This window comes from Acinetobacter sp. YH12063 (assembly GCF_013419715.1).
Taxonomy (GTDB): Bacteria; Pseudomonadota; Gammaproteobacteria; order Pseudomonadales; family Moraxellaceae; genus Acinetobacter; species Acinetobacter amyesii.
Window position 1 is genome coordinate 579,747 of the sequence record NZ_VOZO01000001.1, and the last position, 26,891, is coordinate 606,637.

Annotated in this window: 23 protein-coding genes, 2 rRNA genes and 1 pseudogene; 14 read left to right on the forward strand and 12 right to left on the reverse strand. The window is 42.5% G+C overall.

The features are described 5' to 3' along the window. Positions 1-12 precede the first annotated feature (12 nt). The 7 genes from argA to FTU12_RS02775 all read left to right on the forward strand — a co-directional run bounded on the left by argA (position 13) and on the right by FTU12_RS02775 (position 7,490). Positions 13-1,365, forward strand: coding sequence for an amino-acid N-acetyltransferase (argA, locus tag FTU12_RS02745; RefSeq protein ID WP_180113689.1), 1,353 nt, complete (start codon positions 13-15; stop codon positions 1,363-1,365). A gap of 338 nt (positions 1,366-1,703) precedes the next feature. Further along, positions 1,704-2,666 carry a sulfonate ABC transporter substrate-binding protein gene (locus tag FTU12_RS02750; RefSeq protein ID WP_180024668.1) on the forward strand — a complete coding sequence of 321 codons (963 nt, stop codon included), beginning with the start codon at positions 1,704-1,706 and terminating at the stop codon, positions 2,664-2,666. A 26-nt stretch (positions 2,667-2,692) separates the two neighbouring features. Next, complete coding sequence (locus FTU12_RS02755; protein WP_180113690.1) at positions 2,693-3,682, forward strand: aliphatic sulfonate ABC transporter substrate-binding protein; 990 nt, start codon at positions 2,693-2,695, stop codon at positions 3,680-3,682. A 33-nt stretch (positions 3,683-3,715) separates the two neighbouring features. Further along, positions 3,716-4,891 carry an FMNH2-dependent alkanesulfonate monooxygenase gene (gene ssuD, locus FTU12_RS02760; protein ID WP_180009570.1) on the forward strand — a complete coding sequence of 392 codons (1,176 nt, stop codon included), beginning with the start codon at positions 3,716-3,718 and terminating at the stop codon, positions 4,889-4,891. After that, positions 4,891-5,706, forward strand: coding sequence for an aliphatic sulfonate ABC transporter permease SsuC (gene ssuC / locus FTU12_RS02765; protein ID WP_078190647.1), 816 nt, complete (start codon positions 4,891-4,893; stop codon positions 5,704-5,706). The genes ssuD and ssuC overlap by 1 nt, the downstream gene beginning before the upstream one ends. 10 nt (positions 5,707-5,716) lie before the next feature. Continuing rightward, the gene (locus FTU12_RS02770) at positions 5,717-6,523 is read left to right on the forward strand and encodes an ABC transporter ATP-binding protein (protein ID WP_180101704.1); all 807 of its coding nucleotides are present in this window, start codon (positions 5,717-5,719) and stop codon (positions 6,521-6,523) included. Positions 6,524-6,869: 346 nt separating this feature from the next. Next, positions 6,870-7,490, forward strand: coding sequence for a TetR/AcrR family transcriptional regulator (locus tag FTU12_RS02775; protein ID WP_078190649.1), 621 nt, complete (start codon positions 6,870-6,872; stop codon positions 7,488-7,490). 69 nt (positions 7,491-7,559) lie between these two features. On the opposite strand, the gene FTU12_RS02780 is transcribed toward FTU12_RS02775, so the two are convergent. The 3 genes and pseudogenes from FTU12_RS02780 to FTU12_RS02790 all read right to left on the reverse strand — a co-directional run bounded on the left by FTU12_RS02780 (position 7,560) and on the right by FTU12_RS02790 (position 10,721). Further along, a complete protein-coding gene (locus FTU12_RS02780) occupies positions 7,560-8,126 on the reverse strand; it encodes a 5'-nucleosidase (protein ID WP_180110314.1) in 567 nt (188 codons plus the stop codon). A gap of 118 nt (positions 8,127-8,244) precedes the next feature. Then, complete coding sequence (locus FTU12_RS02785; protein WP_180110313.1) at positions 8,245-9,321, reverse strand: aromatic ring-hydroxylating dioxygenase subunit alpha; 1,077 nt, start codon at positions 9,319-9,321, stop codon at positions 8,245-8,247. Positions 9,322-9,580: 259 nt separating this feature from the next. Further along, positions 9,581-10,721: pseudogene (locus FTU12_RS02790) on the reverse strand (TDT family transporter). A gap of 208 nt (positions 10,722-10,929) precedes the next feature. On the opposite strand from FTU12_RS02790, the gene ribF reads away from it, so the two are divergent. The 5 genes from ribF (at position 10,930) to FTU12_RS02815 (ending at position 16,537) form a co-directional block, all read left to right on the forward strand. After that, on the forward strand, positions 10,930-11,931 hold the full coding sequence (ribF, locus tag FTU12_RS02795) for a riboflavin biosynthesis protein RibF (RefSeq protein ID WP_168379800.1): 1,002 nt from the start codon (positions 10,930-10,932) through the stop codon (positions 11,929-11,931). A 63-nt stretch (positions 11,932-11,994) separates the two neighbouring features. Beyond that, positions 11,995-14,841 (forward strand): isoleucine--tRNA ligase, encoded by a 2,847-nt coding sequence (gene ileS, locus FTU12_RS02800; RefSeq protein ID WP_111886017.1) that lies wholly within the window; start codon positions 11,995-11,997, stop codon positions 14,839-14,841. Then, positions 14,834-15,373 (forward strand): signal peptidase II, encoded by a 540-nt coding sequence (gene lspA / locus FTU12_RS02805; RefSeq protein ID WP_078190655.1) that lies wholly within the window; start codon positions 14,834-14,836, stop codon positions 15,371-15,373. Before ileS ends, lspA begins: the two co-directional genes overlap by 8 nt. Beyond that, positions 15,366-15,848, forward strand: a complete 483-nt coding sequence (locus FTU12_RS02810; RefSeq protein WP_078190656.1) for a peptidylprolyl isomerase — start codon at positions 15,366-15,368, stop codon at positions 15,846-15,848. Before lspA ends, FTU12_RS02810 begins: the two co-directional genes overlap by 8 nt. A 146-nt stretch (positions 15,849-15,994) precedes the next feature. After that, entirely contained in the window at positions 15,995-16,537 is a 543-nt protein-coding gene (locus tag FTU12_RS02815) for an NADPH-dependent FMN reductase (RefSeq protein WP_078190657.1), read from the forward strand. Between the two features lie 326 nt (positions 16,538-16,863). On the opposite strand, the gene FTU12_RS02820 is transcribed toward FTU12_RS02815, so the two are convergent. Then, positions 16,864-18,153, reverse strand: coding sequence for a glutamate carboxypeptidase (locus FTU12_RS02820; protein ID WP_180113691.1), 1,290 nt, complete (start codon positions 18,151-18,153; stop codon positions 16,864-16,866). Between the two features lie 490 nt (positions 18,154-18,643). Continuing rightward, a complete protein-coding gene (locus tag FTU12_RS02825; protein WP_180056167.1) occupies positions 18,644-19,039 on the reverse strand; it encodes a tautomerase family protein in 396 nt (131 codons plus the stop codon). A gap of 373 nt (positions 19,040-19,412) precedes the next feature. On the opposite strand from FTU12_RS02825, the gene FTU12_RS02830 reads away from it, so the two are divergent. Then, positions 19,413-19,940 (forward strand): hypothetical protein, encoded by a 528-nt coding sequence (locus FTU12_RS02830; protein ID WP_180113692.1) that lies wholly within the window; start codon positions 19,413-19,415, stop codon positions 19,938-19,940. 280 nt (positions 19,941-20,220) lie between these two features. Beyond that, entirely contained in the window at positions 20,221-21,261 is a 1,041-nt protein-coding gene (locus FTU12_RS02835) for a TauD/TfdA family dioxygenase (protein ID WP_180113693.1), read from the forward strand. Positions 21,262-21,353: 92 nt separating this feature from the next. Here the strand turns inward: FTU12_RS02835 and FTU12_RS02840 are convergent, their stop codons facing one another. From FTU12_RS02840 to FTU12_RS02870, 7 genes are all read right to left on the reverse strand, one after another. Continuing rightward, the gene (locus FTU12_RS02840; RefSeq protein WP_373684131.1) at positions 21,354-22,529 is read right to left on the reverse strand and encodes a PQQ-dependent sugar dehydrogenase; all 1,176 of its coding nucleotides are present in this window, start codon (positions 22,527-22,529) and stop codon (positions 21,354-21,356) included. Between the two features lie 380 nt (positions 22,530-22,909). Beyond that, positions 22,910-23,221 (reverse strand): ankyrin repeat domain-containing protein, encoded by a 312-nt coding sequence (locus tag FTU12_RS02845; RefSeq protein WP_180022952.1) that lies wholly within the window; start codon positions 23,219-23,221, stop codon positions 22,910-22,912. An 82-nt stretch (positions 23,222-23,303) separates the two neighbouring features. Continuing rightward, the gene (locus FTU12_RS02850; RefSeq protein WP_180113694.1) at positions 23,304-23,849 is read right to left on the reverse strand and encodes a hypothetical protein; all 546 of its coding nucleotides are present in this window, start codon (positions 23,847-23,849) and stop codon (positions 23,304-23,306) included. Positions 23,850-23,931: 82 nt separating this feature from the next. After that, a complete protein-coding gene (locus FTU12_RS02855) occupies positions 23,932-25,281 on the reverse strand; it encodes an aromatic acid/H+ symport family MFS transporter (protein WP_180113695.1) in 1,350 nt (449 codons plus the stop codon). 407 nt (positions 25,282-25,688) lie between these two features. Beyond that, a complete protein-coding gene (locus FTU12_RS02860) occupies positions 25,689-26,240 on the reverse strand; it encodes a DUF4256 domain-containing protein (RefSeq protein WP_111886055.1) in 552 nt (183 codons plus the stop codon). A gap of 218 nt (positions 26,241-26,458) precedes the next feature. Further along, positions 26,459-26,573 (reverse strand): 5S ribosomal RNA (rrf, locus tag FTU12_RS02865). Between the two features lie 210 nt (positions 26,574-26,783). Further along, a 23S ribosomal RNA gene (locus FTU12_RS02870) occupies positions 26,784-26,891 on the reverse strand; the annotation flags it as partial.

Genomic DNA, 26,891 nt, shown 5'->3' on the forward strand with positions numbered 1-26,891 from the left:
ACAGGCATAGGCATGCAAACGAATATCACTGAACCATCTTCCAGCACAACCTTACAGTATGTGCATTGGTTCCGTCATTCTGCACCCTATATTAATGCGCATCGCAACAAAACCTTTGTCATCATGTTTGATGGTGAAGCGCTGCAACATGAAAATTTTCAACACATTATTCACGATATTGCCTTATTACACTCGCTTGGTATTCGTCTAATTTTGGTGCATGGTGCCCGTCCGCAAATCAATCATAATTTACAAAGCAGCGGCATCCAGACACCATTTCATCATCATCGTCGCATTACCACTCGCGAATCCTTACCTGCAGTGATGAATGCTGTTGGCTCCATTCGTCTGCAAATTGAAGCCCTCCTATCTATGGGTTTAGCCAACTCACCGATGTACGGCGCGCGTATTGATGTGGTCTCAGGTAATTTAGTCACGGCAAAACCGTATGGCATTCGTGACGGTATCGATTTTCAACTGTCTGGTGAAGTTCGTTCCGTCGATATCGATGCAATTCAACGTCATTTAGATAGCCAAAATATTGTGGTGCTTGGGCCGACAGGTTATTCCACTACAGGTGAAGTGTTTAATTTATTGGCTGAAGAAGTTGCGACCAAAACCGCCATAAGCTTAAAAGCGGATAAGTTAATTTTCTTGGGCAAACAACACGGTTTGCACAATGAACATGGGCAGCTACAACGCGAAATTACACCTCATCAACTTGATCAGCATATTTTGCAATATCAAGATTCTAATCCCGATATTGCCCTGCATTTAAGCGTTGCTAAAGATGCCTCGTTACAAGGCGTACACCGTGTTCATCTTATTTCATATGCCTATGATGGCGCATTGATCGAAGAATTGTTCACACGTGACGGTTCTGGCACCATGATCACGGATGCGCATTATGAAGAAGTGCGTACTGCCGATATTCAAGATGTTGGCGGCTTAATCAATCTCTTACGTCCTCTCGAACAAGAAGGTATCTTGGTTTATCGCTCACGCGAACGTCTGGAAAATGAAATTGGACAATTTGCAGTGATTGAACGTGACGGTACGATTTTGGCCTGCGCTGCGTTATACCCGATTCCTGTCACAGGGAATGAAAAACGCTCTGCTGAAATCGCATGTGTGGCTGTGCATCCGGGTTATCGAAAATCGAATCGCGGTAGCCAAATTTTGCATTATTTAGAAGAAAAAGCGCGAGATATAGGTATTGAACAATTGTTTATTTTGACCACCCGGACAGCGCATTGGTTCCTTGAACAAGGTTTTGAACAAGTCAGCGTCGATGACTTACCGAGTGCCCGTCAGGCCTTATATAACTATCAAAGAAACTCGTTGGTTTGTAAAAAGTCACTTTAAAGTGGCTTTTTTTATGCGCTGAATAGCATTATTTTGCATAAGGTTATGCCGAATCCCTTGGCTATCCCCTCAAATCACTTTGCAAGCCATAGAATAACCATATCTACCATTTAAATAACCCAAATAAATAAAATAATTTCAATAACTTAAAATAATACTTCGACACATTATATGTTTTTCTAAAATCATAATTTCTCATAAGTTTTGCTGATTTTTATTTATCTTTTTTCCTGATTTTAAATTTAAGTTTTCTTATTTTTTTCGAAAAAGAAAACTCTTTAGCTTATGTGTTTATAAATCAACAGTTCCGCACATTTAGACCTTTATAGGAGCAACACATGCGTACGCACAAAGCAAAACTCTGGACAAAAACACTTGTACTGTCTACAGCGGTTGTGGGTGCCATGATGATGTCGGGCTGTGGCAAAAAAGAGGCTGAAGAAAATGTCACCTTAAATATTGGTTTCCAAAAATATGGCTTATTGCCAATTTTAAAAGAACGCGGAACCTTAGAAACGGCCTTAAAAAGCCAAGGTGTAAATATCAAATGGGTGGAATTTCCTGCGGGTCCACAGCTGCTTGAAGGTCTCAATGTAGGCAGCGTGTCATTTGGTGAAGTCGGTGAAGCACCGCCTATCTTTGCTCAAGCCGCTCAAACCGATTTGGTTTACATTGCCAACCAACCTGCTGTTCCAAAAGCAGAAGCATTAATTGTGCAAAAAGATTCGGCTATTCACAGTATTCAGGACTTAAAAGGTAAACGTGTGGCCTTAAACAAAGGCTCAAACGTGCATTACCTGTTGCTCAAGTTGTTGGAAGCTAATCAGCTTAAATTTAGCGACATCAATGTCGTGTATTTACCGCCTGCCGATGCACGAGCTGCCTTTGAAAAAGGTGCAGTCGATGCATGGGTAATTTGGGACCCGTTCCTTTCCGCCGCTGAGCATCAACTTAATGCTCGCACCATTGCCAATGGCGAAAACTTGGTGAAGAACTACCAGTTCTATTTGGCCGATCGCAAATTTGCTCAGGAAAATCCAAAAGTCCTGCAAGCTGTGGTGAATGAGTTGAATTTGACCACGCAATGGGTCTCAAAAAATCAAGATGAAGCGGCCAAGTTACTCGAAGGCAAAACCGGCTTAGGTCTAGATGTACTTAAAACATCAATTTCTCGCTTAGGCAATCAAGTGACGCCGATTACTGCACAAGTGGCGCAAGAGCAGCAGCAAGTCGCTGATGCGTTTTATAACGAAAAATTAATTCCAAATAAATTAAATATTGAGTCGGCCATTATCAAATAAGCCGACCACAGCATAAGGGCGATGCCATGCGTATTCTAAGAACATTTTCCATACTGACTTTAGCCACTTTTGGCCTTGGACTCAGTGCCTGCCAAAAACAAGAAACAGCACAGCAGGATGGTGAAAAACCAGCTGAAACAGCCGTAAAAACCTTGGTTATTGGTTTTCAAAAATCAGCCTTAAATTTGCTAGTTGCCCGTGAACAAAAGCTCTTTGAACAACAATTTCCCGGCGCTCACATTGAGTGGAAGGAATTCCCTGCTGGCCCACAAATGTTAGAAGCTCTTGCGGTTGGTGCGGTGGATTATGGCTATGTCGGCAACACCCCGCCTATTTTTGCCCAAGCTGCCAATAAAGACCTCAATTATATTGGCTATGAAGTGGTGCCTGAACAGTCGCTCGCTGTCGTGATTCCAGCGGACAGCTCAATCAAAACCATTCAAGAATTACGTGGCAAACGCGTTGCTGTACAAAAAGGCTCGAGTGCGCATGAGTTATTAGCCAAAACTTTAGAAAAAGCCGGTTTGACTTGGAATGACATTCAACCGATTTGGATTCCACCAGCAGATGCACGGGCCGCATTTGATAAAAAATCAATTGATGCATGGGCCATTTGGGACCCGTTTTTATCTGCAGCGGAGTTGGATGCTCAAGCTAAAGTGCTGATTCAATCTGGTGATTTTCCAAAGACCTATTCATTTTATGTGGCAAATCCAAAGGTCGTTCAAGCACACCCTGATGCCCCAGCTAAATTTTTGAAGGCCCTAGATGCTTCCGATCAGTGGATTGTGAAGAACCAAAATGTGGCTTTAGAGATTTATCAAAACAGCACTGGGCTGCAAAAGAATATTGCTGCGCAAGCCTTTTCTCGCCGATCTAAACCATCTCCTGTGCGCCCGCTGACACCTGAGGTCATTCAAGCACAGCAAAATATTGCGGACTTATTTAAACAAGTCCAACTGATTCCAAACAACATTCAAGTCCAAAAGCAAGTTTGGACACCTTCATCACATTGATACCCGAGCCATCAAAAATACAAGGAACTGAACATGAAAATTTTCTGGTTTATCCCTACCCACGGTGACAGTCGCTACTTAGGAACAAGTAAAGGTGCACGCCAAGTCGATCATGCCTACATGAAGCAAATTGCAGTAGCGGTGGATAATCTTGGCTATGAAGGCGTTCTGATTCCAACAGGTCGTTCATGTGAAGATCCATGGCTTACAGCTGCAAGCTTGATTGATGCCACTAAAAATTTAAAATTTCTAGTGGCGCTACGTCCGGGGGTGACAACGCCTGCACTAACCGCACGTATGGCTGCAACTTTTGACCGTTTATCTGGCGGCCGTATCTTACTGAACTTAGTTACAGGCGGTGATGAGCAGGAACTCAAGGGTGATGGTGTCTATGAAGATCACGCAACGCGTTACCAAACTGCCGCGGAATACACCACCATTTGGCGTGAAATTTTAACCCGCTCACATACCGGTGAAAGCTATACCTTCCATGGTGAACGTCTGAGTGTGGACGACGCCAAATTACTCTATCCGCCGCTACAAAAACCGTACCCACCATTATGGTTTGGCGGTTCTTCAGAGGCTGCTGTTGAACTGGCAACAGATCAAGTTGACACCTATTTGACTTGGGGTGAGCCACCTGCTGCGGTAAAAGAAAAAATTGCAGTGGTGCGTGAAAAAGCCAAAGCCAAAGGACGTGAACTGAATTATGGCATTCGTTTACATGTCATTGTGCGCGAAACCAATGAAGAGGCATGGAAAGCAGCAGAAGAGCTGATCCAATATGTCGACGATGCCACCATTGCAGCCGCGCAAGCCAAGTTCAAAACCATGGACTCTGTTGGTCAACGCCGTATGGCTGAACTGCACAATGGCGACCGTAGCAAATTAGAAGTATCGCCAAACTTATGGGCCGGTGTTGGTCTGGTTCGTGGTGGTGCAGGTACGGCACTCGTTGGTGATCCTGAAACCGTCGCCGCACGTATCCAAGAATATGCCGATCTCGGGATTAGCACCTTTATTTTCTCTGGTTACCCACACCTTGAAGAGTCGATCCGTTTTGCAGAATTAGTGTTCCCATTACTGCCATTGGAAACACGTCAGAAATTGGTTCAACCTAACTTAACCGGCCCATTTGGTGAGATTGTCGCGAACAATTACACACCAGATGAAAATAAAAAAGCTGAAAAGATTCAGGAGCCGGCCTAATGTCCAAAACTGTTTCTGTTGAAACCTTCAAAGCACCGAAGGTTTCACGTGGAACACAACTCGGGCAGCGTTTGCTGCCTTGGTTGTTTCCTATTGCATTAATTATTGTTTGGCAAATTGCCTCTGTTACAGGGCTGTTAGAAAGTCGTATTTTGCCTGCGCCAAGTGCGGTGGTGGTGGCCTTTTGGAACTTACTGATCAGTGGTGAACTGTGGAAGCATGTTCAAATCAGTGCCGGTCGTGCTTTGGTTGGGCTTTTAGTCGGCGGTGGATTAGGTCTTTTTTTAGGGCTGCTGAATGGTTCATCCAAAACAGCATCGACGCTACTCGATACCACGCTGCAAATGATCCGTAACATTCCTGCTCTTGCCCTGATTCCCTTGGTGATTTTATGGTTTGGGATCGATGAATCGGCCAAACTTTTTTTAGTCGCTATTGGCGTATTCTTTCCCATTTATATCAATACCTATCATGGTATTCGTTCTGTAGACCCTCAACTGATTGAAATGGGCAAAAGCTACGGTTTGAGTGGCTGGCAACTTTATAAAGAAATCATTCTACCGGGGGCGATGCCGTCTATTTTGGTTGGTCTGCGTTTTTCACTCGGGCTCGTTTGGGTTTTGTTGATTGTGGCAGAAACCATTTCTGCACAAGCCGGCATCGGTTATATGACCATGAATGCACGCGAATTTCTACAAACCGATATCGTCTTGGTCGGGATTTTATTGTATGCCCTACTCGGTAAATTGGCCGATGTACTGGCTGTTGCCTTAGAAAAATATTTACTCCGTTGGCACTCGGGTTACCAAAAATAAGGAGCATGTGATGACCGATTTAAGCATAAGCCGTCATGCAGACGACTCAACCCAACCTCAGCGTTCTTCTGTCGAGGATATCAACCCCCATGCGGTGTTGGGCGCAGAGATCCTGATTGAACAGCTACACAAATTTTATGGCGATGTTAAAGTCCTTGAAGACCTTGACCTACATATTCAACCCGGTGAATTCTTGGCGATTGTCGGTCGTAGTGGCTGTGGTAAAAGTACCCTGCTTCGCCTCATCGCCGACTTAGAAAAACCGAGTTATGGCGAAATTAAATTTAAGTCTGCACGTCATATTCGTGAAGGCATCACCAGTGATGATATTCGTGTGATGTTCCAAGACCCTCGCCTCCTGCCTTGGCGTAGTATTGAGAAAAATGTACAACTTGGTTTAAGCAAAGACCAACACGCCAATGCTACAGCACTCCTCGAAAAAGTCGGTTTAAAAGACAAAGCGGGACTTTGGCCAACACAGCTGTCAGGGGGGCAACGTCAACGTACTGCATTGGCACGTGCTTTGTCACATAAACCACGCATTTTGCTGCTAGATGAACCATTGGGTGCGCTCGATGCCTTAACACGTTTAGATATGCAGAATTTGATTGAAAAACTCTGGACTGAACAAGGTTTTACCGCGATTTTGGTCACGCATGATGTAAGTGAAGCCGTGCAGTTGGCAGACCGTATTATCTTGCTGGATAAAGGCCATATTGCCAAAGAATTTCATGTCGATTTGGCCCGCCCACGAAAAAAAGGCATTGAATTTACTGAACTTGAACAACAAGTCTTACAAGCAGTCTTGGCCACTTAAGCTATACATGTGCAGGAAATCATCACTTAAACCGTATGACTTCCTGTTCTGTTCAAGACCAATATCACAATAAAACAAAGTATGGCATTGAGGGCGATTTATCACCTGTTGACAAATACATCACAAAAATTACGACAAATCATATAAATCCATGACTAAAAATAATGATTAATTTAAATTTCACCCTAAAATGATTATTTGAAATATTATGGCATTCGTCGTATTTATTTGACCGTTGAACAGAATAAACTGCCAAAATTCATAAAATTAAAAACGATGATTGTGCACAAATCTGTTGATTTGCCGTACAATTCAATATTCCCTTTTCATTTTCTTAAAAGAGCTAATGGAACAAAAAAAGAGTACCCAGAAACGCCACCAGTTGCTTAATGCAGCACTGGATGTCTTTTCCCTGTATGGCTTCAATGGCGCCAGCTTGGATGAGATCGCACAGATTGCAGAAATGCATAAATCGAATATTTTCTATTACTATGAAAATAAAGAAGCACTTTATGTTGAAGTTCTGACAACGGTTCTACAAAAATGGCTTGCTCCGCTACAAATGTTGGAAGCAGACCTTGAGCCTGAAGAAGCGATCACCAATTATCTATTGCAGAAAATTGAAGTATCTCGTACGCAACCGAAAGCCTCACGTTTGTTCGCACTTGAAGTCATTCAGGGCGCACCACACATTCTTGAAATTTTAAAAGGCCCACTAAAAAAATTAGTGAAACGCAAAGCCAAAGTCATTAGCAACTGGCAAGAGCAAGGTAAAATTTCAAAAGATATTGATCCAGAACTTTTAATTCTGAACATTTGGGCAATTACGCAAAACTATGCTGACTTTGCAACCCAAATGGAAATGGTCACTGGAAAAACCTTACGTAATCGCAGTATGCAACAACGGATTATTCAACATACCGTTCATATGATGCTTTACGGTGTAATTCCACGCCCAGAAAAGTAAATTGAATTGGGTCGAATTGGCATACGACCATAGCATTCTATGGTCGCCGACCGAAATTAGCTAAATGCCTTATTTTACTGTTTGATATAATTCCAATAATTTCTTTGCGCCGAATAATAAATTTTCTTCCCAATCCAGATGTGCTGTGTCATTCGCACCATCGGTAATATATTTTACCGATACAAAGCGAACACCCAGTTTTTTACATACTTTAGCGATTGCGTAGCCTTCCATATCGACAAGATTACACGGTACTTTCGGCAGCCCAGTTTCAAAGCTGTCGCCTGTACCACAAATTCCTTTAGGCAAATGACTAAACATGCTCTCTGGCTGAATTTCAGCAGGATGATCAGTATCCATCGGGGTCACACCCACATCAAAGCCCAAAGGCGATACATCCATATCCCGTTGTACAAATTGAGCCACTTCAACCAAAGCATGTGCATCAAAATGTGAACTTCCCGCTGTGCCCAAATTCAGTAAAGTACGACATCCGGTTTTTTGAATCACATCAAAGGCTTTAAATGCGGCATTGACTTTACCAATACCACTGTAATGCACTTCAATGCCTGCGGCTTCAAACAAGCCTTTAGATTCACTCGGCAGTGCCATAATTAAAGCGATTTGCTGACGCATAGCGGTCTCCTCAAATTGATGCCTTCATATAGCATACATTTGCACGTGCGCAGAAAAAATCATCTTCCAAAATCACATTGCTCAGAAAAATAAACTCCTCAAACAGATTCGACTGTTATCAAATTTGAAATTGCATCGGACGTTTGCCAATAAATGACGGTGCCAATTGTTGGTCATGACGTAAGGCATCTAAAATCTTCTCTAAGGCAATATGTGCCATATCCCCTCGTACACTATGCGAATGGGTCATTGGCATATGCTCGATCCCAGCTCTTCGCGCTGACAAAATTTTAATGTCTTGTTTATTCACGACCCAAATATAGGCATTCACAGCAGGCATCAATGCCTTAGACAACAATTTTGGAATCGGAAATTTATAACTAACACAGGTATAAACCCTTGACTCATACGGTCCCACAGGGCTAATCAGACTATTAAACACCATGCCCGATGGCTCTCCCCAATGGTATTCCACCAAGGTAATATTCGGCGCGATAAAACTGTCGCGGTGGACCTGTTCAGCACCATGCGGATTGGTCAGCCATGGCATCATGCCGACATCTGCATCATGGTCATGATAGTCAACGACTACTTTGCGCGGCCCGACATCTATGGTGGCATCCACGGCTTTTCCCGACTCTGAACGAAACCAGCCTTCATGGACAAATATGGTATGGGTTACATCCATTATATTCTGTGCAACAGCGCCCATCTCGCCATCATAACTGCCGACCATGTAATAGCTGACCCAGCCGGCTTGATCATAAAACGGTAATTTAAATATTTCCGGGCGTTCCTGTTTGGGCTTTTCACCGAGATAAATCCATACCACCCCATCTTGCTCACATACATCAAAACTACGCTGTTTAAAGGGATGCGGTTTTTCTGGAAAAAATTGTCCATTGACACTAGGAATATGCGCCACATGCCCATCGCCCTGATACGACCAACCATGATATGGACATGTCACGCAGCCATCGGTCATTTTACCCTTAGACAAAGGCACACCACGATGCACACATTGATCGAGCAATGCAGCGGCTGTTCCATCTTTTTGTCGGAACAGAACAAATTTTTTACCATACAGGGTGGCTGAAAAAGGTTGATCTTTTTTGAGTTCTTTAGAGGTACAAGCGACGTACCACTCTTCTAATAATCCTTTGGCATCATCCCAAAAACGGGTTTGATTACACATAATTCGATCCTTATTTTTATCTTTTTTGTTTTAATCCATATGCCTTGCTCTAGTTCCTACACTTCAAGCAAGTTTATATCTCGAAGCCAGTTGATCTCTCGAAAATACGCGCAAATTTTATACATGAATGTTTTGCTTGGATAGCAAAATAACGTAACTGCATCACACGCTTGCACAAGCTCTATATTTGTTTGCTGAAATCCGTCAAAGCCAACGCGCTATATTTTTCTTCAACGGATTTACATTCACCCGACATCAATTAAGATGCGCGCTGAGCATCACAATACGCTTTTAAACACGGAGAAAAAAATAAGCTGCCGCGATAAAACCCTTGTATGGTTTTCAGCATCACCAATAACCAAAGCGTACAGAGCAATACTGCAAAAAAAGTACCGAACTGTTGAATAGCGTGTAATTGCGTCTGTTCCGCCAAATTGATGACTGCTAAACTAAAAACGCCGAATGGAAACGTCATCGCCCACCACCCGAGATTAAAGGGTAAATCTCGTAAATGTTTTAGTGTGATGAGTATAGCGATTCCAAACCACCATACACCAAATCCGAGCAGAACAAGGGCTGCGAACACGCCGCCTTGAAGCAACACCTGTCCTAAATCTGCCAAGTCTACTGCTGTCAAAATACGTGGGGCTTGCTCGCCCAAAAGTAACAGCGCTAAAGCCCCTGTCCCAATCGGTCCTAAGGCCAACCAACTGCTGATCGCCATTTCCTTACTTGGCAATTGATGTAAAGCCAGACGCAGCAACAAGATGCTTAAGATGGCAAATGCAGGAAATACTGAGATCCCCCAAAGCAGATAACTCCCCAGCAAAATATGGACAGAATGGGCCTGTGCAGGTAAATGCGCCAACAATAAACCGCCTGAACTGGCAACCACCTCGCAAGCCACTATCGGCAATAACCATACTGCGGTCATGCCTTGCAGCGCATGTTGCTGACGACTAAACATCAGAAATGGAACACACCATGCAATCGCTATTGACATCAACACATCGACATACCATAAATATTCAGCCCATGTGATGATGCTCATGCCCAAAAACTCTGTGTATAGCGTGGTGCCAAATTTCAATGCGCCATTGATCAGGGTTGCCAGTGCCATGGGGATCGCCCCAAGAAATAAACTCATCACTGGATGCTGGAAAATCTGCTTGTGGGTACAATATCCATCGGCTGAGATACATCCCACTAAACAATATGAACAACACGATGCTGATCTGCCACAGCGCTGCTCCGAAGGACCACATCCACTGCGGCGCCACCGCTATAGATGGTAAAATGAGGGCCACCACACCTGTGCCCATCACCACCGTAAACCAGTTTGGGGTGAAATGACGAATCAAGTCTTGTTTATGCTGGAGTTGATAAAATGGCATTTTCATCGCATGATGCTCATCAAAATGGAATGTCTATAGTTTAAGCACACCATTAAATAAGAAAAATTTATTAATATTTATTTTTATAATTTATTTTACTGATAATAAATTCATCTCTGCATAAAAAAACTTGAGTAAAAACACAACAACAAGACGAACGCAGAAGATTATGGCAATATATAGCCCTCAAACATTTTCAACAATTGATTCGCCCATGAAGCTGCTCCGTCTGAATGCTTTAGCGCCCCACTTAGAACTCCCCAAAACTGCCGTGACCATTGGCAATTTTGATGGCGTACATTTGGGTCATCAAGCGATGGTCAGCCAGCTCAAAGACATAGCACAGCAACAAAACTTAAAAACAGCTGTGATGATTTTTGAGCCACAACCACTTGAATTCTTTAAAGCTTATGACGCTCCACCTCGAATCAGTTCACTACGTGAAAAAGTCGAATATTTAACTGAACTGGGCGTCGACTATATTGTGGTGGCGAAATTTGACAATGCCTTTCGTAATCTCAGCGCTGAAGAATTTGCCGATATTTTAAAAAATAAGCTCAATACACAAAGTTTAGTTTTGGGCGAAGATCACCACTTTGGCAAAAACCGTCAAGGCAATAGCGAATTTTTACGCCAATACGGCTTCCAAGTCACAGCCCTGCAAAATGTCGAAGTTGATGGCGAACGTGTCAGTTCGACACTGGTTCGTCAGACATTACAAGCAGGCGACCTTGCCCATGCCGCAAAACTTTTAGGTCGTCCTTATAGCATCACCGGTCGTGTGCAGTATGGCGATCAAATCGGTCGCACCATTAATTTTCCTACCATTAATGTGCGTTTAAACCGTCATAAACCTTGTTTAAATGGCATTTATGCAGTCGATGTCATTTGTGAAACCGAATCTTTAACAGATAAAGTAAAAAACGAAAATGCTGACAAATTAGGGGTTGCAGGTTATGCACCCTCTGCCCTGTTTGGTGCAGGGCATGTTGGTACGCGTCCCGCAATTAAACAGGAACATCCTGAATGGCGATTAGAAGTACATTTTCCTGATGTTTCTGCTAATCTGTATGGCCTGTTAATGCGGGTGACGTTCTTGAACTTTTTACATGGCGAAAAGGACTACCCTTCGCTTGAAGCATTGAAAGCCGGAATTGATGACGACGTCGAAAAACTCCTTGAGTTTCGAGGTCAGCACCCTCATTTCCCCTTTTAAACCCCGATTATTTATTGTAAAACGCGTCAGTCAACGGGCTGATAAATTTGGAAGACAACTTGCATGAGCGATAAGCAAACTCCTGAAAATGCAGTGGATTATAAAGCCACGCTAAACCTCCCAGGTACTGAATTTGCGATGAAAGCAAATCTCGCAGTACGTGAAGCGAAATGGTTAGAAGAGTGGTATGCCGACAACATTTATCAGCAGATTCGTGCATCGCGTATTGGCAAGAAAAAATATGTGCTTCATGACGGCCCTCCATACGCAAATGGCCAAATCCACTTAGGCCATGCGGTAAACAAAGTCCTGAAAGACATCATCATCAAAAGCCGTGTAATGGACGGTTTTGACGCGCCGTATGTGCCGGGCTGGGACTGTCACGGTCTTCCAATCGAACTGAAAGTTGAAGAAAAAGTCGGTAAAGTCGGCGTGAAAGTAGATGCCTCAACTTTCCGTAAAGCATGCCGTGAATATGCTTACACCCAAGTCGAATTACAAAAGAAAGACTTCGTGCGTATGGGCGTATTTGGTGATTGGGACAACCCGTACCTCACCATGAACTTCAAACAAGAAGCCGACATCGTTCGTTCGCTCGGTGAGATTGCCAAAGCAGGCCATATTGAGCCGGGTCTTAAACCTGTGAACTGGTGTTTGGACTGTGGTTCTGCCTTAGCTGAAGCTGAAGTGGAATACGAAGACAAAAAATCAGATGCGATTGACGTTGGTTTTAGCGTTGTTGATTTAGCTGATTTATCTGCACGCCTAGGTGTTACAGTTAGCGATTCTACAGATATCGTGATCTGGACAACTACGCCTTGGACCATGCCTGCCAACCAAGCGGTTGCTCTACACGCTGAGCTTGAATACCAATTGGTGAAAGCAACTGGCGAAGACAAAGCAGCGCAAAACTTCATCCTTGCAAAATCATTGGTTGAATCTGCAACGCAGCGTTATGGTTTTAACGCAGTAGAAGTGATTGCTGAATTTGCTGGTGCAAAACTTGAAAATCTAGTACTACAACATCCGTTAATTGCTGAACGCCAAGTGCCAGTGATTTTGGGTGAGCATGTCACAGACGGCAGTGGTACAGGTGCTGTGCATACCGCGCCAGGCCATGGTGTGGACGACTATAAAGTTGGCTTACAGTACAACCTGAAAGTCGACAATCCAGTTGGCGGCAACGGTGTATATTTACCGACTGCGCCAATTTTTGCAGGCGAACACATCTACAAAGCCAATCCAAAAATCATTGCTGCTTTAACCGAAGCAGGCAAACTTTGGGCACATGTGGTGATCAAACATAGCTACCCACATTGCTGGCGCCATAAAACACCGATTATCTTCCGTGCAACACCGCAATGGTTCATCAGCATGGATGCAAAAGGTTTACGCCAAGGTGCATTGAACGCGATTGAAAATGACATCAGCTTCGTACCGGATTGGGGTAAAAACCGTATCCAATCGATGATTGAAGGTCGTCCAGATTGGTGTATCTCACGTCAACGTACATGGGGCGTGCCAATTCCATTCTTCGTGCATAAAGATACCAACGAACTTCACCCGCGTACCCCTGAGCTAATCGAAGAAGTCGCGAAGCTGATTGAACAAGAAGGTATTGATGGTTGGTATAACCGTGATGCGTCTGAGTTTATCGGTGCAGATGCAGAGCAGTACAATGCTGTACGTGACACTTTAGACGTATGGTTCGACTCTGGAACAACACACTTTGCAGTACTTCGTGAACGTGAAGAATTGCAAGACCCTGCTGACTTGTACCTTGAAGGTTCTGACCAACATCGTGGCTGGTTCCAATCTTCATTGTTAACATCTATGGCGATTAATAACCGCGCACCGTACAAAGGCTTATTGACTCACGGCTTCGTTGTGGACGAAAAAGGCCGCAAAATGTCGAAGTCGATCGGTAACGTGATCACTCCGCAAGACATCATTAAAGACATGGGTGCAGATGGCCTACGTTTCTGGATTGCGTCTGCAGACTACCGTTATGAAATGACTGCAGGTAAAGAAATCTTTAGCCGTGCATCAGATGGTTACCGCCGTATCCGTAATACGTTGCGTTTCTTGTTGGCGAACTTGAATGGCTTCAAACCATCGACTGATGCTTTGCCTGTCGATCAATTGATCGCACTGGATCAATACATCTTGCAACGTGCTGCGGAAGTGCAAAAAACCATTCAGCAAGCCTATGAAGATATGAACTTCCATATCGTGACCAGCGCATTGACCAACTTCTGTATTAATGACTTGGGTGGTTTCTACCTCGACATCATCAAAGACCGTCAATACACCACCAAAGCAGACTCTGCAGCGCGTCATTCTGCACAAACTGCGTTGTATCACTTGGTTCAAGCCTTTGTCCGCTGGATGTCTCCAATCTTGAGTTTCACCGCACAAGAAGCTTGGCCACTGATTCCAGAGCAGTCTGAGAAATATGTATTTACTGCGGAGTGGTATGACATTCCTGTAGCTTCTACAGCGAATCTGGTGACTGAAGCTGAATGGCAAACCTTAATCACTGTCAAATCTGCAGTGAACAAGTTTATTGAAGCTGCACGTACTGCAAAAACTGTGGGTTCAAACTTGTCTGCCAAAGTTGAACTTTGGGCCAATGCTGAGCTGAAAGCTGTTTTAGACAAATTCGGTGAAGAACTGCGTTTTGTCCTCATCACTTCTCAAGTGATTGTCAATGAGTTTGATGCAGCGCAAGGTGAAGCCTCTGACCTTGATGGTTTAAATGTCAAAGTCTCTGCTGCTGACGGTGAAAAATGTGCACGCTGCTGGCATGTACTGCCAGATGTGAATACACATCACGAACATCCAGGTCTTTGTTCTCGTTGTATTATTAACCTTCCTACAGGTCAAGGCGAAGAGAGAAAATATGCCTAATCCACAAGAAAAAAAGGGCTTCTTTCAATTCTACCCACACAATTTAGTGTGGGTGGGCTTATCCATTGTTGCCATTATTTTGGATCAATGGACCAAATGGATTGCAAGTACACATCTGAACTACGCAGATCCTGTACCTGTCATGCCCTTTTTAAATTGGACATTACTACATAACTATGGCGCTGCCTTTAGTTTCTTGTCCGATGCCGGTGGATGGCAACGTTATTTCTTTACTTCACTCGCAGGACTTGTGTCTGTCATTTTTGTATTTTGGCTCATGCGTATGCCAAAAAACGTGAAAGTCCTTCCGATTGCCATTGCCCTGATTTTAGGTGGCGCAATCGGCAACTTAATTGACCGTGTATCTTTAGGTTATGTGGTGGATTTCATTCACGTGTATTACAACAACAGCCACTTTCCTGCATTTAATATTGCAGACAGTGCCATTACTTTAGGCACGATCCTGCTTCTTATCGATACGTTTTTCTTAGAAAAACACCGAATTCAACGTGCGGAAGCGCAAAATGACTGATTTTATCAATCCTAACGAGGAAACTCGTATTGAAGAAGGCTCTAAAGTAGACCTTCACTTTTCTGTTGCTATTGAAAATGGCGTAGAAATTGACAATACCCGTAGCCGTGCTGAACCTGTCAGCCTTGTCATGGGTGATGGCAGCTTATTACCGGGTTTTGAGAAAGCTTTATTCGGTTTACGTGCAGGTGACCGCCGTACTGTGAGCCTTCCTCCTGAAGATGCTTTTGGTCCATGGAACCCGGAAAACGTACAAAAATTTGATACTGTCAAATTTGAGCAACGTCCTGTTGAAGGCCATATGATTGAGTTTGAAGATAAAGCCAAACAAAGTCTGTATGGGGTGATCAAAACTGTAGGTGAAGACATTACCGAAGTGGATTTCAACCACCCTCTAGCCGGTAAAAATATCACCTTTGAAGTTGAAATTTTCAAAGTGACCCCTGCCGGTCAACAAGGCGTGAAACTGATCTAAGTTTCAGCAAATAAAAAGCTCCTTCGGGAGCTTTTTTTTATCACTATTTTTATAACTATCAATCGACTCGATACATTTTCTGTATATGTAACGGACCGTTTTCATATTAATTTAATGCAAGACTTTAAAACAAGACGGGAAATACGATGAAACTTCATATTATTGTCGGCAGTGTCCGCGAAGGCCGTACGGCAATTAAGATTGCAAACTGGCTACTTTCAGAAATCGAAAGCTATGACTACAGTACCGTAGAAACTGAAATTGTCGATTTAAAAGAATGGGATCTGCCTATTTTTGCAGGCGCACATCCACCATTAACCGGGATTTATGACCAACCCAAACAACAAGCATGGGCAGATAAAATCGCACAAGGCGACGCATTTATTTTCATTAGCCCTGAATATAACCACGGCTACAGCCCTGCGCTCAAAAATGCATTGGATTACCTCGGTAAAGAATGGGGAGGAAAACCTGCGGCATACGTTAGCTATGGTGGCACCAATGGTTCACGTTCAATTGATCAAATTCGCCAAGTGGCAACCCAATTGGGCTTAATTGACAGTAATGCTGTGGTTGAAATTCGTGACATTTTCACGCGTAATCAAGCAGATAAATTTGAACCGAATGAATTTGACAACAAAGCGGTTAAAGCGATTTTCAAAAAATTACTGCAATATGTGAGTGCTTAATTCTTGCCGTTCGCGTGATAGATGCCGCCTTTTGTAAGTTCAGGCTTACATTATTTTCGGCAGATGGCAGCTATACCCCATGCATCATCCACGATAAAGTTAAAACATACAGAGACAGGATGTCACTGAACATAAAACAACAATGATAAGACTAAGCAGGAAGCTTACGGTAGGACAGGAGTTATACCGCTAGAATGAATCTGAAAAAAGCCTCGACAGGATGTCGAGGCTTTTTTCATTTCAAATGCTACACAAGAATAGCTCTAACATGAGCCACAACCGAACTCAGGGCCATGGCTCAATGGGTCTCACCCAATCGGATACGATTACTTTTTAGAACTCTCCACAATTAAACGCGTCACCAGGTACAAACGCGGTACGATAGAATCTGTCAAAATATATTCAGCTTTATCTGAATGTAATCCATCACCTGACATGCCTAGTCCCTCAATGATCGCGGCTCTCGAACTAACCCCAGCAAAAGCGGCATCAGTACCACCACCCCAAGCGGTCGTTTCAACTTTCATCGGCAGCTTTAATTCGTTTGTGTAAATCTGCTGGGCTGTCGCGGCCAATTTTTTGGCTTGTGGACTGGCTTCTAAAGGTGGTCGACGGACTTCAAATTTGACCTCGACCTGACTTTCCGCCAATTTTTTGGTTTTGACTTTTTGCTTCAAGGTTTTTTCCAACTCAGCAAAATCTTGTGGTTTTAAGGAACGAGCATCTGCCTGCGCTGTCGCATGGTCAGGAATCACATTTCGGGTTTTTCCAGCCGTCGCAACAGTCCAATTCAGCTTTAAACCCGTTTTCGGATTGGATAGATTTTCCAATTGTTGAATCTGAAAAGCCAGTTCTGTCAAGGCATTGACCCCTGCTTCAGGTTTTACCCCCGCATGCGAACCCCGCCCTTTAATATCTAAATAAGCCGCACCAATCCCACTGGTGGCTAACATCAAACTTCCCTCTAAACCACCGGTTTCAAAGGAGAGGACAACATCCTGATTTTGAGCTGTATCCATAATCAATTGGCGCGAGCCGGGTGAACTGATTTCTTCATCTGAATTAATTAACACTGTAATGGTGCCGTAATCTTGGTACTTCAGCTGTTTCAGCATATCCAAGACATGAATCACTGCAGCAACACCTTGCTTGTCATCCAAAATACCCAAGCCATAGGCTTTATTACCGTCTATACGAAACGGTTGACCTTGTAATTGACCCTTTTGATACACCGTATCGTTATGCGCCAACAACATAATGTTCGTTTGACCTTTGCCTTTTAGTACCGCTTTTACAATCGGCCCTGTCTGATCTGGCGCACCATCGAGTTTCATGATGTCTTTGGGCTGAATCACGTTCACCTCAGCCCCTGTGGCTTTTAATTGCTCTGCGACCACCTTGGCAATTTGATTCAAACCCTCAATATCTTTACTGCCAGATTCAATATTGACCAAGGTTTTCAAGGTCTCTAAATAACTGTGTTTTTGACTTTCCGCAATTTTCTTAATCTCTTGTGGAGATGCTGCCCAATTTGCTGAAGCACTAAGCGCAATGGCACAGCCTAATGCGAGCTGAAGTTTTGACGTCGTCCGTTGTTGTGTAAGTGTTCTTAGCATCGATCTTATTCCCTGTATATTTTTCATTATGAATTTTTAATGTCTGATAAATTAGTTCACCATTCAACCAATTAATCGCAAAAATATGTAACACCGCTGATAAAGCTTTTAGTCACTTCAAAACCAGCTTCCAGCTGTTTTAAAAGCGGTTTAGATCGATTTGGAAACATAGATCTAGCAGTCGAGAGCCTAGCTGCTATGCAATGCCTTGAAGGAACGGTCAGAATTAAAATTTAAGTGTTGTACGTTTTGGCTTACATTAGATGCGGATAATAGACACTATTCACGTTATTGGATTACTTTTATATTAAGGTCATACAGCGACAGGATGTCACTGAACATAAAACAACAATGATAAGACAATGAGCAGGAAGCTTAACGGTAGGACAGGAGTTATACCGCTAGAATGAATCCGAAAAAGCCCCGACAGGATGTCGGGGCTTTTTTCGTTTAGGCGATGTGAAAGCAACATTCCATGTATTTGCACAGACTAAACATCGACCTGAAAACCTAAATCGACATCACAGGCGGCTTGACCACCTCGTATCCCCCAATTTTCTAGAGGGCTTTCACGTAAGGTAATGATGATATGGTCGGCCGGAATGCCAAATTCCACCAAATTTTGCACCAGCATTTGATATAACTTACGCTTGGTTGCCACGGTTCGTCCCGCAAAACAATCGATGGTGATATGTGTAAAGCGCTCAGGCTGCGTCAAATGATCAAGCACCTGAAACCGATGTAGCGCATGCACTTGCAAACGTATATTGCGGTCATATCGAGGCAGTTGAAAACTCTGTTGTAAGGCGTTAAAGACAGCATTTATCAACTGTTGTTCTTGTTCTATGCTGTATTGCATCCGTATATCGATTTGTGTTGCAGGCATGCGCGAAACTCATTGTTGTTATTTAGATCACTACACTAGCAGGATTTAGCGATGTTCTGCTGTAGGCATTTACCTACAGCGCTTGCAGTATTTACGCCTATGGCCTCAACAGCAACGCGCCTATAGTAAGAACATACAGAGACAGGATGTCTTGCAATAAAAATAAATAATGCACATGCAGCAGGAACGCTGATCGGTATGACAGGAGTCATATCTTTAGAATGAATCCGAAAAAGCCCTCGATAGGATGCATATTCTTGCCCAATTGGACACTTGATAGTATATCGTACTGGACACAGATTCTTCTTTTAATTGGACACTCTTATTTTCAGACACTCTTTGCATCTAAAACGAAAAAAGTAAAATGATTCCTATGAAAAAAGCGGTTATTGCACTGAGTTGCTTAAGTATATTTTTGATGGCCTGTTCCTCGCTTCTTAATCCAAGTATTCAGAATTCACTAAAAGAAGTGAGAACATCAAAATTCCTAAAAAATGAAGATAAAACAAAAAACATTGGTGGGATTGATGCAAATAGTAATGGTGTGCGTGATGATATTGAGGGATACATAAAGCTCAAATATGGGAATAACCCTGAATTTGTTAGCGTATATATGCAGTATGCACAAGAATTACGAAGAAAGCTGACTTTGGCTAGTGATGATCGTGAGGTCTATCGTAGAGCGTCACACGAAGTTAGTAGAAAAATGGTTTGTGCTGCGGAAATTGACTATAAAGTTGAGCCTGAAAAAATGTATCGGGACACAATGATCATTTATGCCCTGTCGGTGAATACCAAGCAACGTAAGGCTGAAAGTAATCGTATTAGCTCGTTGGTGAGTGGCATGGTATTCACATTACCAACTGAGGAACACTGCAAAATTAATGAATACGTTTATTAAAGTGTCCAACTTAAAAAAGAATGGGTGTCCAAATACTTATTGATTTTGCAATAGGATGTCGAGGGCTTTTTTCATGTCGTCATTCACTTAGCTATCGCACTCTATTCGTCGAAAAATCGCAATTTATCAACAATACTTACATCGCAACAGTAAAACTGTACTTATAATCGGCAGAGATTTTAGACAGAATAGCGGCTACGAGTTCAGCAGCTCGAACTGTCAGCGCTTAGGGATTAGGCGACAACAATAAAAATTGAATTAAAAAATTAGAGAATGACCTATGCAATTGCAACAGCAACAACTGAATAGTTTTACCCGCATTTTTCATGCCGCTCCAGAACACAATAGCCCACAAGATCTTGCACAATATATTGGCGCGCATCGACAAGAGCTTTTACAGCAAATCCATGAAAATGGCATCTTACTATTTCGTGGTTTTAACATCGAGCAACCCGAACAATTTAACCAACTGATTGAACAGTATTTCCAGTTTACGCCATGGAATGCATTTAACCCCAATATGCCCAGCTGGGTTGCATCTTGGATGCGAAAATACAGCGAGAAATTGCTCGGCGCAGGTGACTACCGTCGTTATATCGATCGCAACACAGTGCAATTGGGTCCAGTCGAAAACTCGGTACAAGGCCCGCATGTTGAGGGCGGAGTGCGCTCAGAACGCTCGCGTTATATCGCCTTATTTTGTCAGGAACCTTCGACGTATTTGGCAGAAACAGGATTTAATAACTTAGAGCAGATTTGGGAGCGTTTTCCGAAACATCTACAGGAAAAATATCTCGGCGCATGGAACCATTTTTCTTATGTCTCGGCGCGCGAGGTGGGACTGTTTGACCGGTTATTGCTGAAAAAGAGCCCGTTTAGTTTAGAGATTCGACAAGATAAAAAAGCCAAACTGACCTTACAGCGTTCGCCACTGGTGATTCATCACCCCGATACAAAAAAGCATGTCATTCAGCCGTGGGCTTTTGCCAATAATACCAATCCATTTGCCCATCAGGCCGCGAAAAATTGCTTTGAAAATCGAGGGGAGATTGAAATCGATTCGACGGCGGACGGCATGCAACTAACTTGGGAAATTTACACACCAGAAGGTCAACAAATTGAATGGAGCGATACGGAAAAGCAGCAATTTTTTGATGCGATGTATAAAGATGCGCTGCTTTTACAATGGCATAAAGGCGATGTTGCGATTGTCGATAATATTAAAATTGCGCATTGGCGGATGAATGGAGAGCAAGGAAATCGTAAACTGATTCAAATTCAAGCCAATGCATTTAATGCCGATGAACACTATGCGGCTTAGCTAACAGATTTAAAATTCGTGCAGGCCTGTATGTGAGAAGCCCCGTAGGGGCTTTTTTTTATTTTTTGAATTTTTTGTTTATTTTTTAGCCGCTATTTTGGCTCAATTTTGAATAACCATGCTTTTTCACCGTCTTCAATCCCCCAAATGGCACCATCTTTGGCTTCAATCAAGCCACGGATCCGCTGTTTCATGTCGATGCGCTGGATTTCTGTTGCCGGTTGATGTGTTGTATCCACAATCAGGATTGCTTGAGACGACAAACCACCAATCAGCGCTTTATTTTTCCACAAGGGGAACTTTTGCCCTTGGTAAAACATCAAACTCGACGGTGAAATCACCGGTGTCCAGCTGATGGCAGGCGCTTCAAATTCAGGCCGTGTAAGATGATCAGGAATCGGCTGATCATCATAATGATCACCATTCGACACATGTGGATAGCCATAGTTTTTCGCACGCTGCACAAGATTTAACTCATCACCGCCTTTCGGGCCCATTTCGGCCACCCAAAGCTGCTGTTTTGCATCAAATGCCATGCCTAAAGGGTTACGGTGCCCGAAGCTCCACACTTGCTTTGCAACTTCGCCTTGGGTCTGAAATGGATTATCCGCAGCAGGTGTTCCATCACTATTTAAGCGCAGTACTTTACCCAAATTTGACTGCAGATCTTGTGCAGGATCAAACTTCTGACGTTCGCCCGAACTCACCCATAATTTTCCATCTGCGCCAAACTGCATTCGGTGTGAATAATGGCCTTGACCTTCTACTTTTGGAATTTGCCTCCAAATGATTTTTCGCTGTTTTAAACTTGGCGCAGCTTCATTGAGGTTTAATGTGGCTTTTTCGATGACAGCGCCATAACCGCCCTGTCCGGCTTCTGCATAGCTCAGATATATCTGATGATTATTTTCAAACTGCGGATCGAGTGCAATATCACCTAAGCCGCCTTGTCCGCCATAGGCAACTTTGGGAAGGTTTTTCACCTGTATTTTCTGCTGGTTTTGAGGATTAAAGATAATTAGCTGACCTTTTCTTTCAGTCAGCAATAAACGGCCGTCTGTAAGTGGCTGGATGGCCCAAGGCTCATTGAATTGAGCGATTTTTTGTATTTTAAAGCCCTGTTCTTGCTGGACTTGTGCAGAATTTTGAGTTTGGCTTGGTGTTTGATCTTGTGCTGTAGTTGTGGTGTTTTCCGCATGGCATGCGGCTGTCATCAAGATGCCAACGATCAGGCTAGGCGTTCGAAAATATTGTATGCATTGTTTCATTTACTGTTCCCTTCCCTTTTATAATCATTTGATTCTAATCAATTAATCAGATGATTTTTCTTTGGAAAGGTAACAGAATAATTTTGTACGTTTTGGCTTACATGACATGCAGAAAATTGCGGCTTTCCAAGTTTATGAAACAGGCCTAATCTACAGTTATCAGGAGACAGGAAGTTTCCGAAACATAAAACAATAACAATAAGTTTCTGCATCAGGACGTGAGATATGACAAGCAGTTGTATCTAGAACACGAAATACGAAGAAAACCCCGACAGGATGTCGGGGTTTTCTTTTTCTATCTATTAATAATTTATGGCCCATTAAAAAATCCCCCAGATTCAGCTGGAGGATTTCACGATCATGATTTTGCGCAATCGGACTTAGAGGCTTTTCAAGTACGCCACAACATCGTCATGACCTGCCATTTCTGCAAGTTCTAAAGCGGTATATTGGGTTTTGTGCTTTACATCTGCACCTTTGCCTACCAATAGCTTCACTACGTCTAAATAGCCGTTTTCTGCTGCTGCATGCAGTGCGCTGTAGCCTTCTTCATCGGCAGAGTTTACGTCTGTGCCATTCGCCAAAGATTTTTCGACTTCTGCAAGTTCACCTAAAGATGCCCAGTACACTAGCTCAGGCAGATGCAGTTCTTCATCGTCTTCAGGGATTGGGGAGATAGAATTAAAGTTCATATTTTTCTCACAATAGTATTAATAAGGGCTTAGTTAGATATTAGATTAATTAAAACCAAATAATTAACAACACAACAAAATATTAACTCTCTCCAACCCACAGTTGAATTGTCGCACACAATTGTAATCCATATACCCAACCAATAAAGTCGTCTAGCTCTTGACCGTTAAAACTCAAATCAATAGTTTTATTCCTAAAAGTAGTAGGCAAATCATTAGGAATTCCTTTTATAGACCATACACCATTATGACCAATTGCATTTCTAAGATGCCTTGCAAAGGCATACCATTCTTGTGACCTAAAATGATCAGATTTATTATTTTCAAAAGCATAACTTTTGGCAGCTTCGAAAGTTTCTAAAATCATGTAGTAAAATGTTTGTTTAACAAACATTTTTGCTGAACCATTGTCTAAAGTATTTGAAAAATTAATATTATATAAAAGGCAATCTGTAGCAGCTACTTCATTTCCGCTTAAGACATATATTTCTTTATCTGATACTGTTAAATTATAATTACTCAAATAACGGCTTGTTGGTTCTTTTACTGCTAATCCGTAAGCACCTAAACTAAACCAAAAGGCATCACGGACGTATTTCATTTTTTCTAAACATCTTTCTTTTGTCATAATTTTAAATATTCTAAATATCATTTCTATTAGAGCATAAAAAGCCCCCTTTCGGAGGCTTTTCTTTTTAAAGAATCACAACTTAGGCTTTCGCTGTAGATGCCTCTTTAACATCAATTTTATCACTGTCGTTTTCATGCATGATCAATGCAACCGCGATCGCAGTAATCAGTACAGGTAAACCCACCGCCATAAAGTTGAAATGCGCAGGTAAGTTCATACCGAGCAAACCACCAATCAGAATCGGCCCTACAATCGCGCCCATACGACCAATTGCAGAAGACCAACCAATACCCGTCGAACGTACAGCAAGTGGGTAATACTGCGCCACATAGCTGTACAGCAGCATTTGCGAACCAATAGATGCAGCACCTGCCAAGAACACCAAAATGTATAGCAAGAACTGATTTGATTGGAAGCCCATCAAGCTCATCACAATCGCGCCCATCATACCCAAAACCATCAGCACAGGTTTTAAATGGAAACGGTCAGCCAAAATACCACCGCCAACAATACCCACAACTGCGCCCACGTTCATGACCATCATAAACATTAAGCTGTTATCCATAGAATAACCGGCTGCCATCATCAGTTTTGGTAACCAGCTGCTTAGCGCATACATGGTCAATAGGCACGTAAAGAACGCCACCCAAAACAATAATGTATTTACGGCACGACCACGGCGGAACAAACTCACCACGTTAGCAGCTTCAGGCACGCTTTCTTGAGGCAAAGTGAACACTGTATTTTCAGTCACTTTCACTTCAGGTGCTAAGCGCTTCACGATACTGCGGGCTTTTTCCTGTTTGTTTTCTTTCACCATAAATGCCAAAGATTCTGGTAAAAATCTCCAAATCACAGGTAAAAGGAAAAGTGGAATACCCGCAATAAAGAACATGATTTGCCAACCAAAGTCAGGGGTGAACCATGAACCTAAAAGTGCCGCCATCACACCACCGACTGCATAACCACTAAACATCGTCGTTACCAGTGTGCTACGCATCTTCTGCGGCGCGTATTCAGACGTTAAAGCCACAAGGTTAGGCATTACACCGCCAATCCCTAAACCAGCCAAGAAACGCAAAATACCAAATTCTGTTGGATTCGACGCAAAACCACCGGCAAAGGTCAAACCACTAAATAAAACAATACAGATCATGATGACTTTTTTACGGCCAATCTTATCTGCTAAAGAACCAAAGAACATGGCACCAAACATCATGCCTGCGAGCGCAGTACTGGCAAGCATCCCCGCTTGCATTGCAGTTAAGCCCCAGTCTTGCATCAATAATGGTAAAACCACGCCATTAATCGCTAAATCGTAGCCATCAAATAAAATAATCAATAAGCACCAAGCCACTACATTGAAGTGGAACGGGGTAAATTTAGCCTTATCGACTACAGAATTTATGTCTATTTTTTCCGTTGTCATCGTTCTCATCTCCCATGAGTACTTGTCCATAACATTCATTGAATTTTTAAGTAAAATTCAACAGCCACGGAATATACGGAACAGTAATTTCTAGGGATATTAGACGTATGTTTAATAAATCGAATCACTTATAAGTACATGTTAATTGTGTTATTTTTCATGTTTTAGTTTAATTATTAAACATTATCAATATATGATTATTTAACTGATTTTTTTAAATCATAATATCCTAGTTTTTAGGTCTAATTCTTCTATTCTTTCATTAAACTTCAGAACGACACACCATCATTTATTTCTATCTTTAGTTTAGAAAAATTTTAAATGTCTAAAAAACAAACGAAAATATATCTTTAGAAAAGTTCGTTTGAACACTCTAGATTGTTTTAAATACCTTGATAGCACTGAGATTAAGCAATCACCAGCTTACAGCGAAATCCACGAGACGCATAATATGACTGTGCGCCATTATGGTAGCTAAATACATGATCATAACGTCGGTCACAAAACAGTGCCCCGCCCTTTTGCCGAATATCCGCTGGCGTTACGATCCAACTCGAAGTCTTTAAATCGAAATGAAAAACTTGCTGTATCGCTCGATAGTCTTCTTCCGTCAGTAGCTCAGCACCGATGTCTCGAACCATGTCTATAACGTTATTTTTGGGAGGATGATCCTTCCGATTATCCAAGGCATCACGGTCATAACACAAGCTTCGTCTAAGCTTTGGTGACTCTAAGCTGCAATCATAAAATATCAGGTCATTAGATTGCCGATTCAGCATAACAATATCTGGCTCACCGCCTGTTTTTTCCATTTCGATTAAAATTTTTAGTTTTGAGGGCTGTGCAATCAATTGCTTTTTAACATCATCCCAAAGCAATTCTGGATGACGCTGCATATTTGTCTCAAAGCGTTGCTGCAATATCTCTAAAATAGAGACTTCATCGAGATCTTGGAGCATATGTACATCCTATTGTTTTTATACATTGGAGACTGAACTTCACTATAAAGAATATAAGCTCACCTTGATGTAAATTTTTTGCGCTGTTTAGCTTTCTTCTTTTTAAATATCTCTCGTTTCCCTATTTTATCCTGCTGCTTTTCTTCTTATTTTTTCCTTTTTTTCTTCGCGCATAAAAAAACACCCCCTTCGCTTTGAAGGGGGTGTTTCGAATAATGAGCTGGCGATGACTTACTCTCACATGGGTAACCCCACACTACCATCAGCGCTAAGAGGTTTCACTTCTGAGTTCGGGAAGGGATCAGGTGGTTCACTCTTGCTATTGTCGCCAGCACAACTGTTATGACTTTGCATTTGGTCTTATCTTTTCAGTGCCGTTGCTTGGTCAAATGAGTTATTAACAGATCATATCTGAGTTCTTGCGAGTAGAACTAAGCAGTGCTTAATTATACTCTCATTTGTTCTTAAGCGTTAACTAAATCAAGTTATTTTGCTTAATATCGAATCAATTGATGCTTGATACAACAACTGTTTGGGTGTTGTATAGTCAAGCCTCACGAGCAATTAGTATTGGTCAGCTTCATGCGTCACCGCACTTCCACATCCAACCTATCAACGTCGTAGTCTTCAACGGCTCTTTAGTGGACATAA

Bases quoted from the DNA above. Each gene is read 5' to 3' on its own strand.
- FTU12_RS02850 (WP_180113694.1), bottom strand. From the start codon at position 23,849: ATGACAAAAGAAAGATGTTTAGAAAAAATGAAATACGTCCGTGATGCC.
- FTU12_RS02845 (WP_180022952.1), bottom strand. From the start codon at position 23,221: ATGAACTTTAATTCTATCTCCCCAATCCCTGAAGACGATGAAGAACTG.
- FTU12_RS02840 (WP_373684131.1), bottom strand. From the start codon at position 22,529: ATGAAACAATGCATACAATATTTTCGAACGCCTAGCCTGATCGTTGGC.
- FTU12_RS02780 (WP_180110314.1), bottom strand. From the start codon at position 8,126: ATGCGTCAGCAAATCGCTTTAATTATGGCACTGCCGAGTGAATCTAAA.
- FTU12_RS02755 (WP_180113690.1), top strand. From the start codon at position 2,693: ATGCGTATTCTAAGAACATTTTCCATACTGACTTTAGCCACTTTTGGC.
- FTU12_RS02815 (WP_078190657.1), top strand. From the start codon at position 15,995: ATGAAACTTCATATTATTGTCGGCAGTGTCCGCGAAGGCCGTACGGCA.
- FTU12_RS02860 (WP_111886055.1), bottom strand. From the start codon at position 26,240: ATGCTCCAAGATCTCGATGAAGTCTCTATTTTAGAGATATTGCAGCAA.
- FTU12_RS02775 (WP_078190649.1), top strand. From the start codon at position 6,870: ATGGAACAAAAAAAGAGTACCCAGAAACGCCACCAGTTGCTTAATGCA.
- FTU12_RS02770 (WP_180101704.1), top strand. From the start codon at position 5,717: ATGACCGATTTAAGCATAAGCCGTCATGCAGACGACTCAACCCAACCT.
- argA (WP_180113689.1), top strand. From the start codon at position 13: ATGCAAACGAATATCACTGAACCATCTTCCAGCACAACCTTACAGTAT.
- FTU12_RS02810 (WP_078190656.1), top strand. From the start codon at position 15,366: ATGACTGATTTTATCAATCCTAACGAGGAAACTCGTATTGAAGAAGGC.
- ssuC (WP_078190647.1), top strand. From the start codon at position 4,891: ATGTCCAAAACTGTTTCTGTTGAAACCTTCAAAGCACCGAAGGTTTCA.
- FTU12_RS02830 (WP_180113692.1), top strand. From the start codon at position 19,413: ATGAAAAAAGCGGTTATTGCACTGAGTTGCTTAAGTATATTTTTGATG.
- ileS (WP_111886017.1), top strand. From the start codon at position 11,995: ATGAGCGATAAGCAAACTCCTGAAAATGCAGTGGATTATAAAGCCACG.
- FTU12_RS02820 (WP_180113691.1), bottom strand. From the start codon at position 18,153: ATGCTAAGAACACTTACACAACAACGGACGACGTCAAAACTTCAGCTC.
- FTU12_RS02785 (WP_180110313.1), bottom strand. From the start codon at position 9,321: ATGTGTAATCAAACCCGTTTTTGGGATGATGCCAAAGGATTATTAGAA.
- FTU12_RS02855 (WP_180113695.1), bottom strand. From the start codon at position 25,281: ATGACAACGGAAAAAATAGACATAAATTCTGTAGTCGATAAGGCTAAA.
- ssuD (WP_180009570.1), top strand. From the start codon at position 3,716: ATGAAAATTTTCTGGTTTATCCCTACCCACGGTGACAGTCGCTACTTA.
- lspA (WP_078190655.1), top strand. From the start codon at position 14,834: ATGCCTAATCCACAAGAAAAAAAGGGCTTCTTTCAATTCTACCCACAC.
- FTU12_RS02835 (WP_180113693.1), top strand. From the start codon at position 20,221: ATGCAATTGCAACAGCAACAACTGAATAGTTTTACCCGCATTTTTCAT.
- ribF (WP_168379800.1), top strand. From the start codon at position 10,930: ATGAAGCTGCTCCGTCTGAATGCTTTAGCGCCCCACTTAGAACTCCCC.
- FTU12_RS02825 (WP_180056167.1), bottom strand. From the start codon at position 19,039: ATGCCTGCAACACAAATCGATATACGGATGCAATACAGCATAGAACAA.
- FTU12_RS02750 (WP_180024668.1), top strand. From the start codon at position 1,704: ATGCGTACGCACAAAGCAAAACTCTGGACAAAAACACTTGTACTGTCT.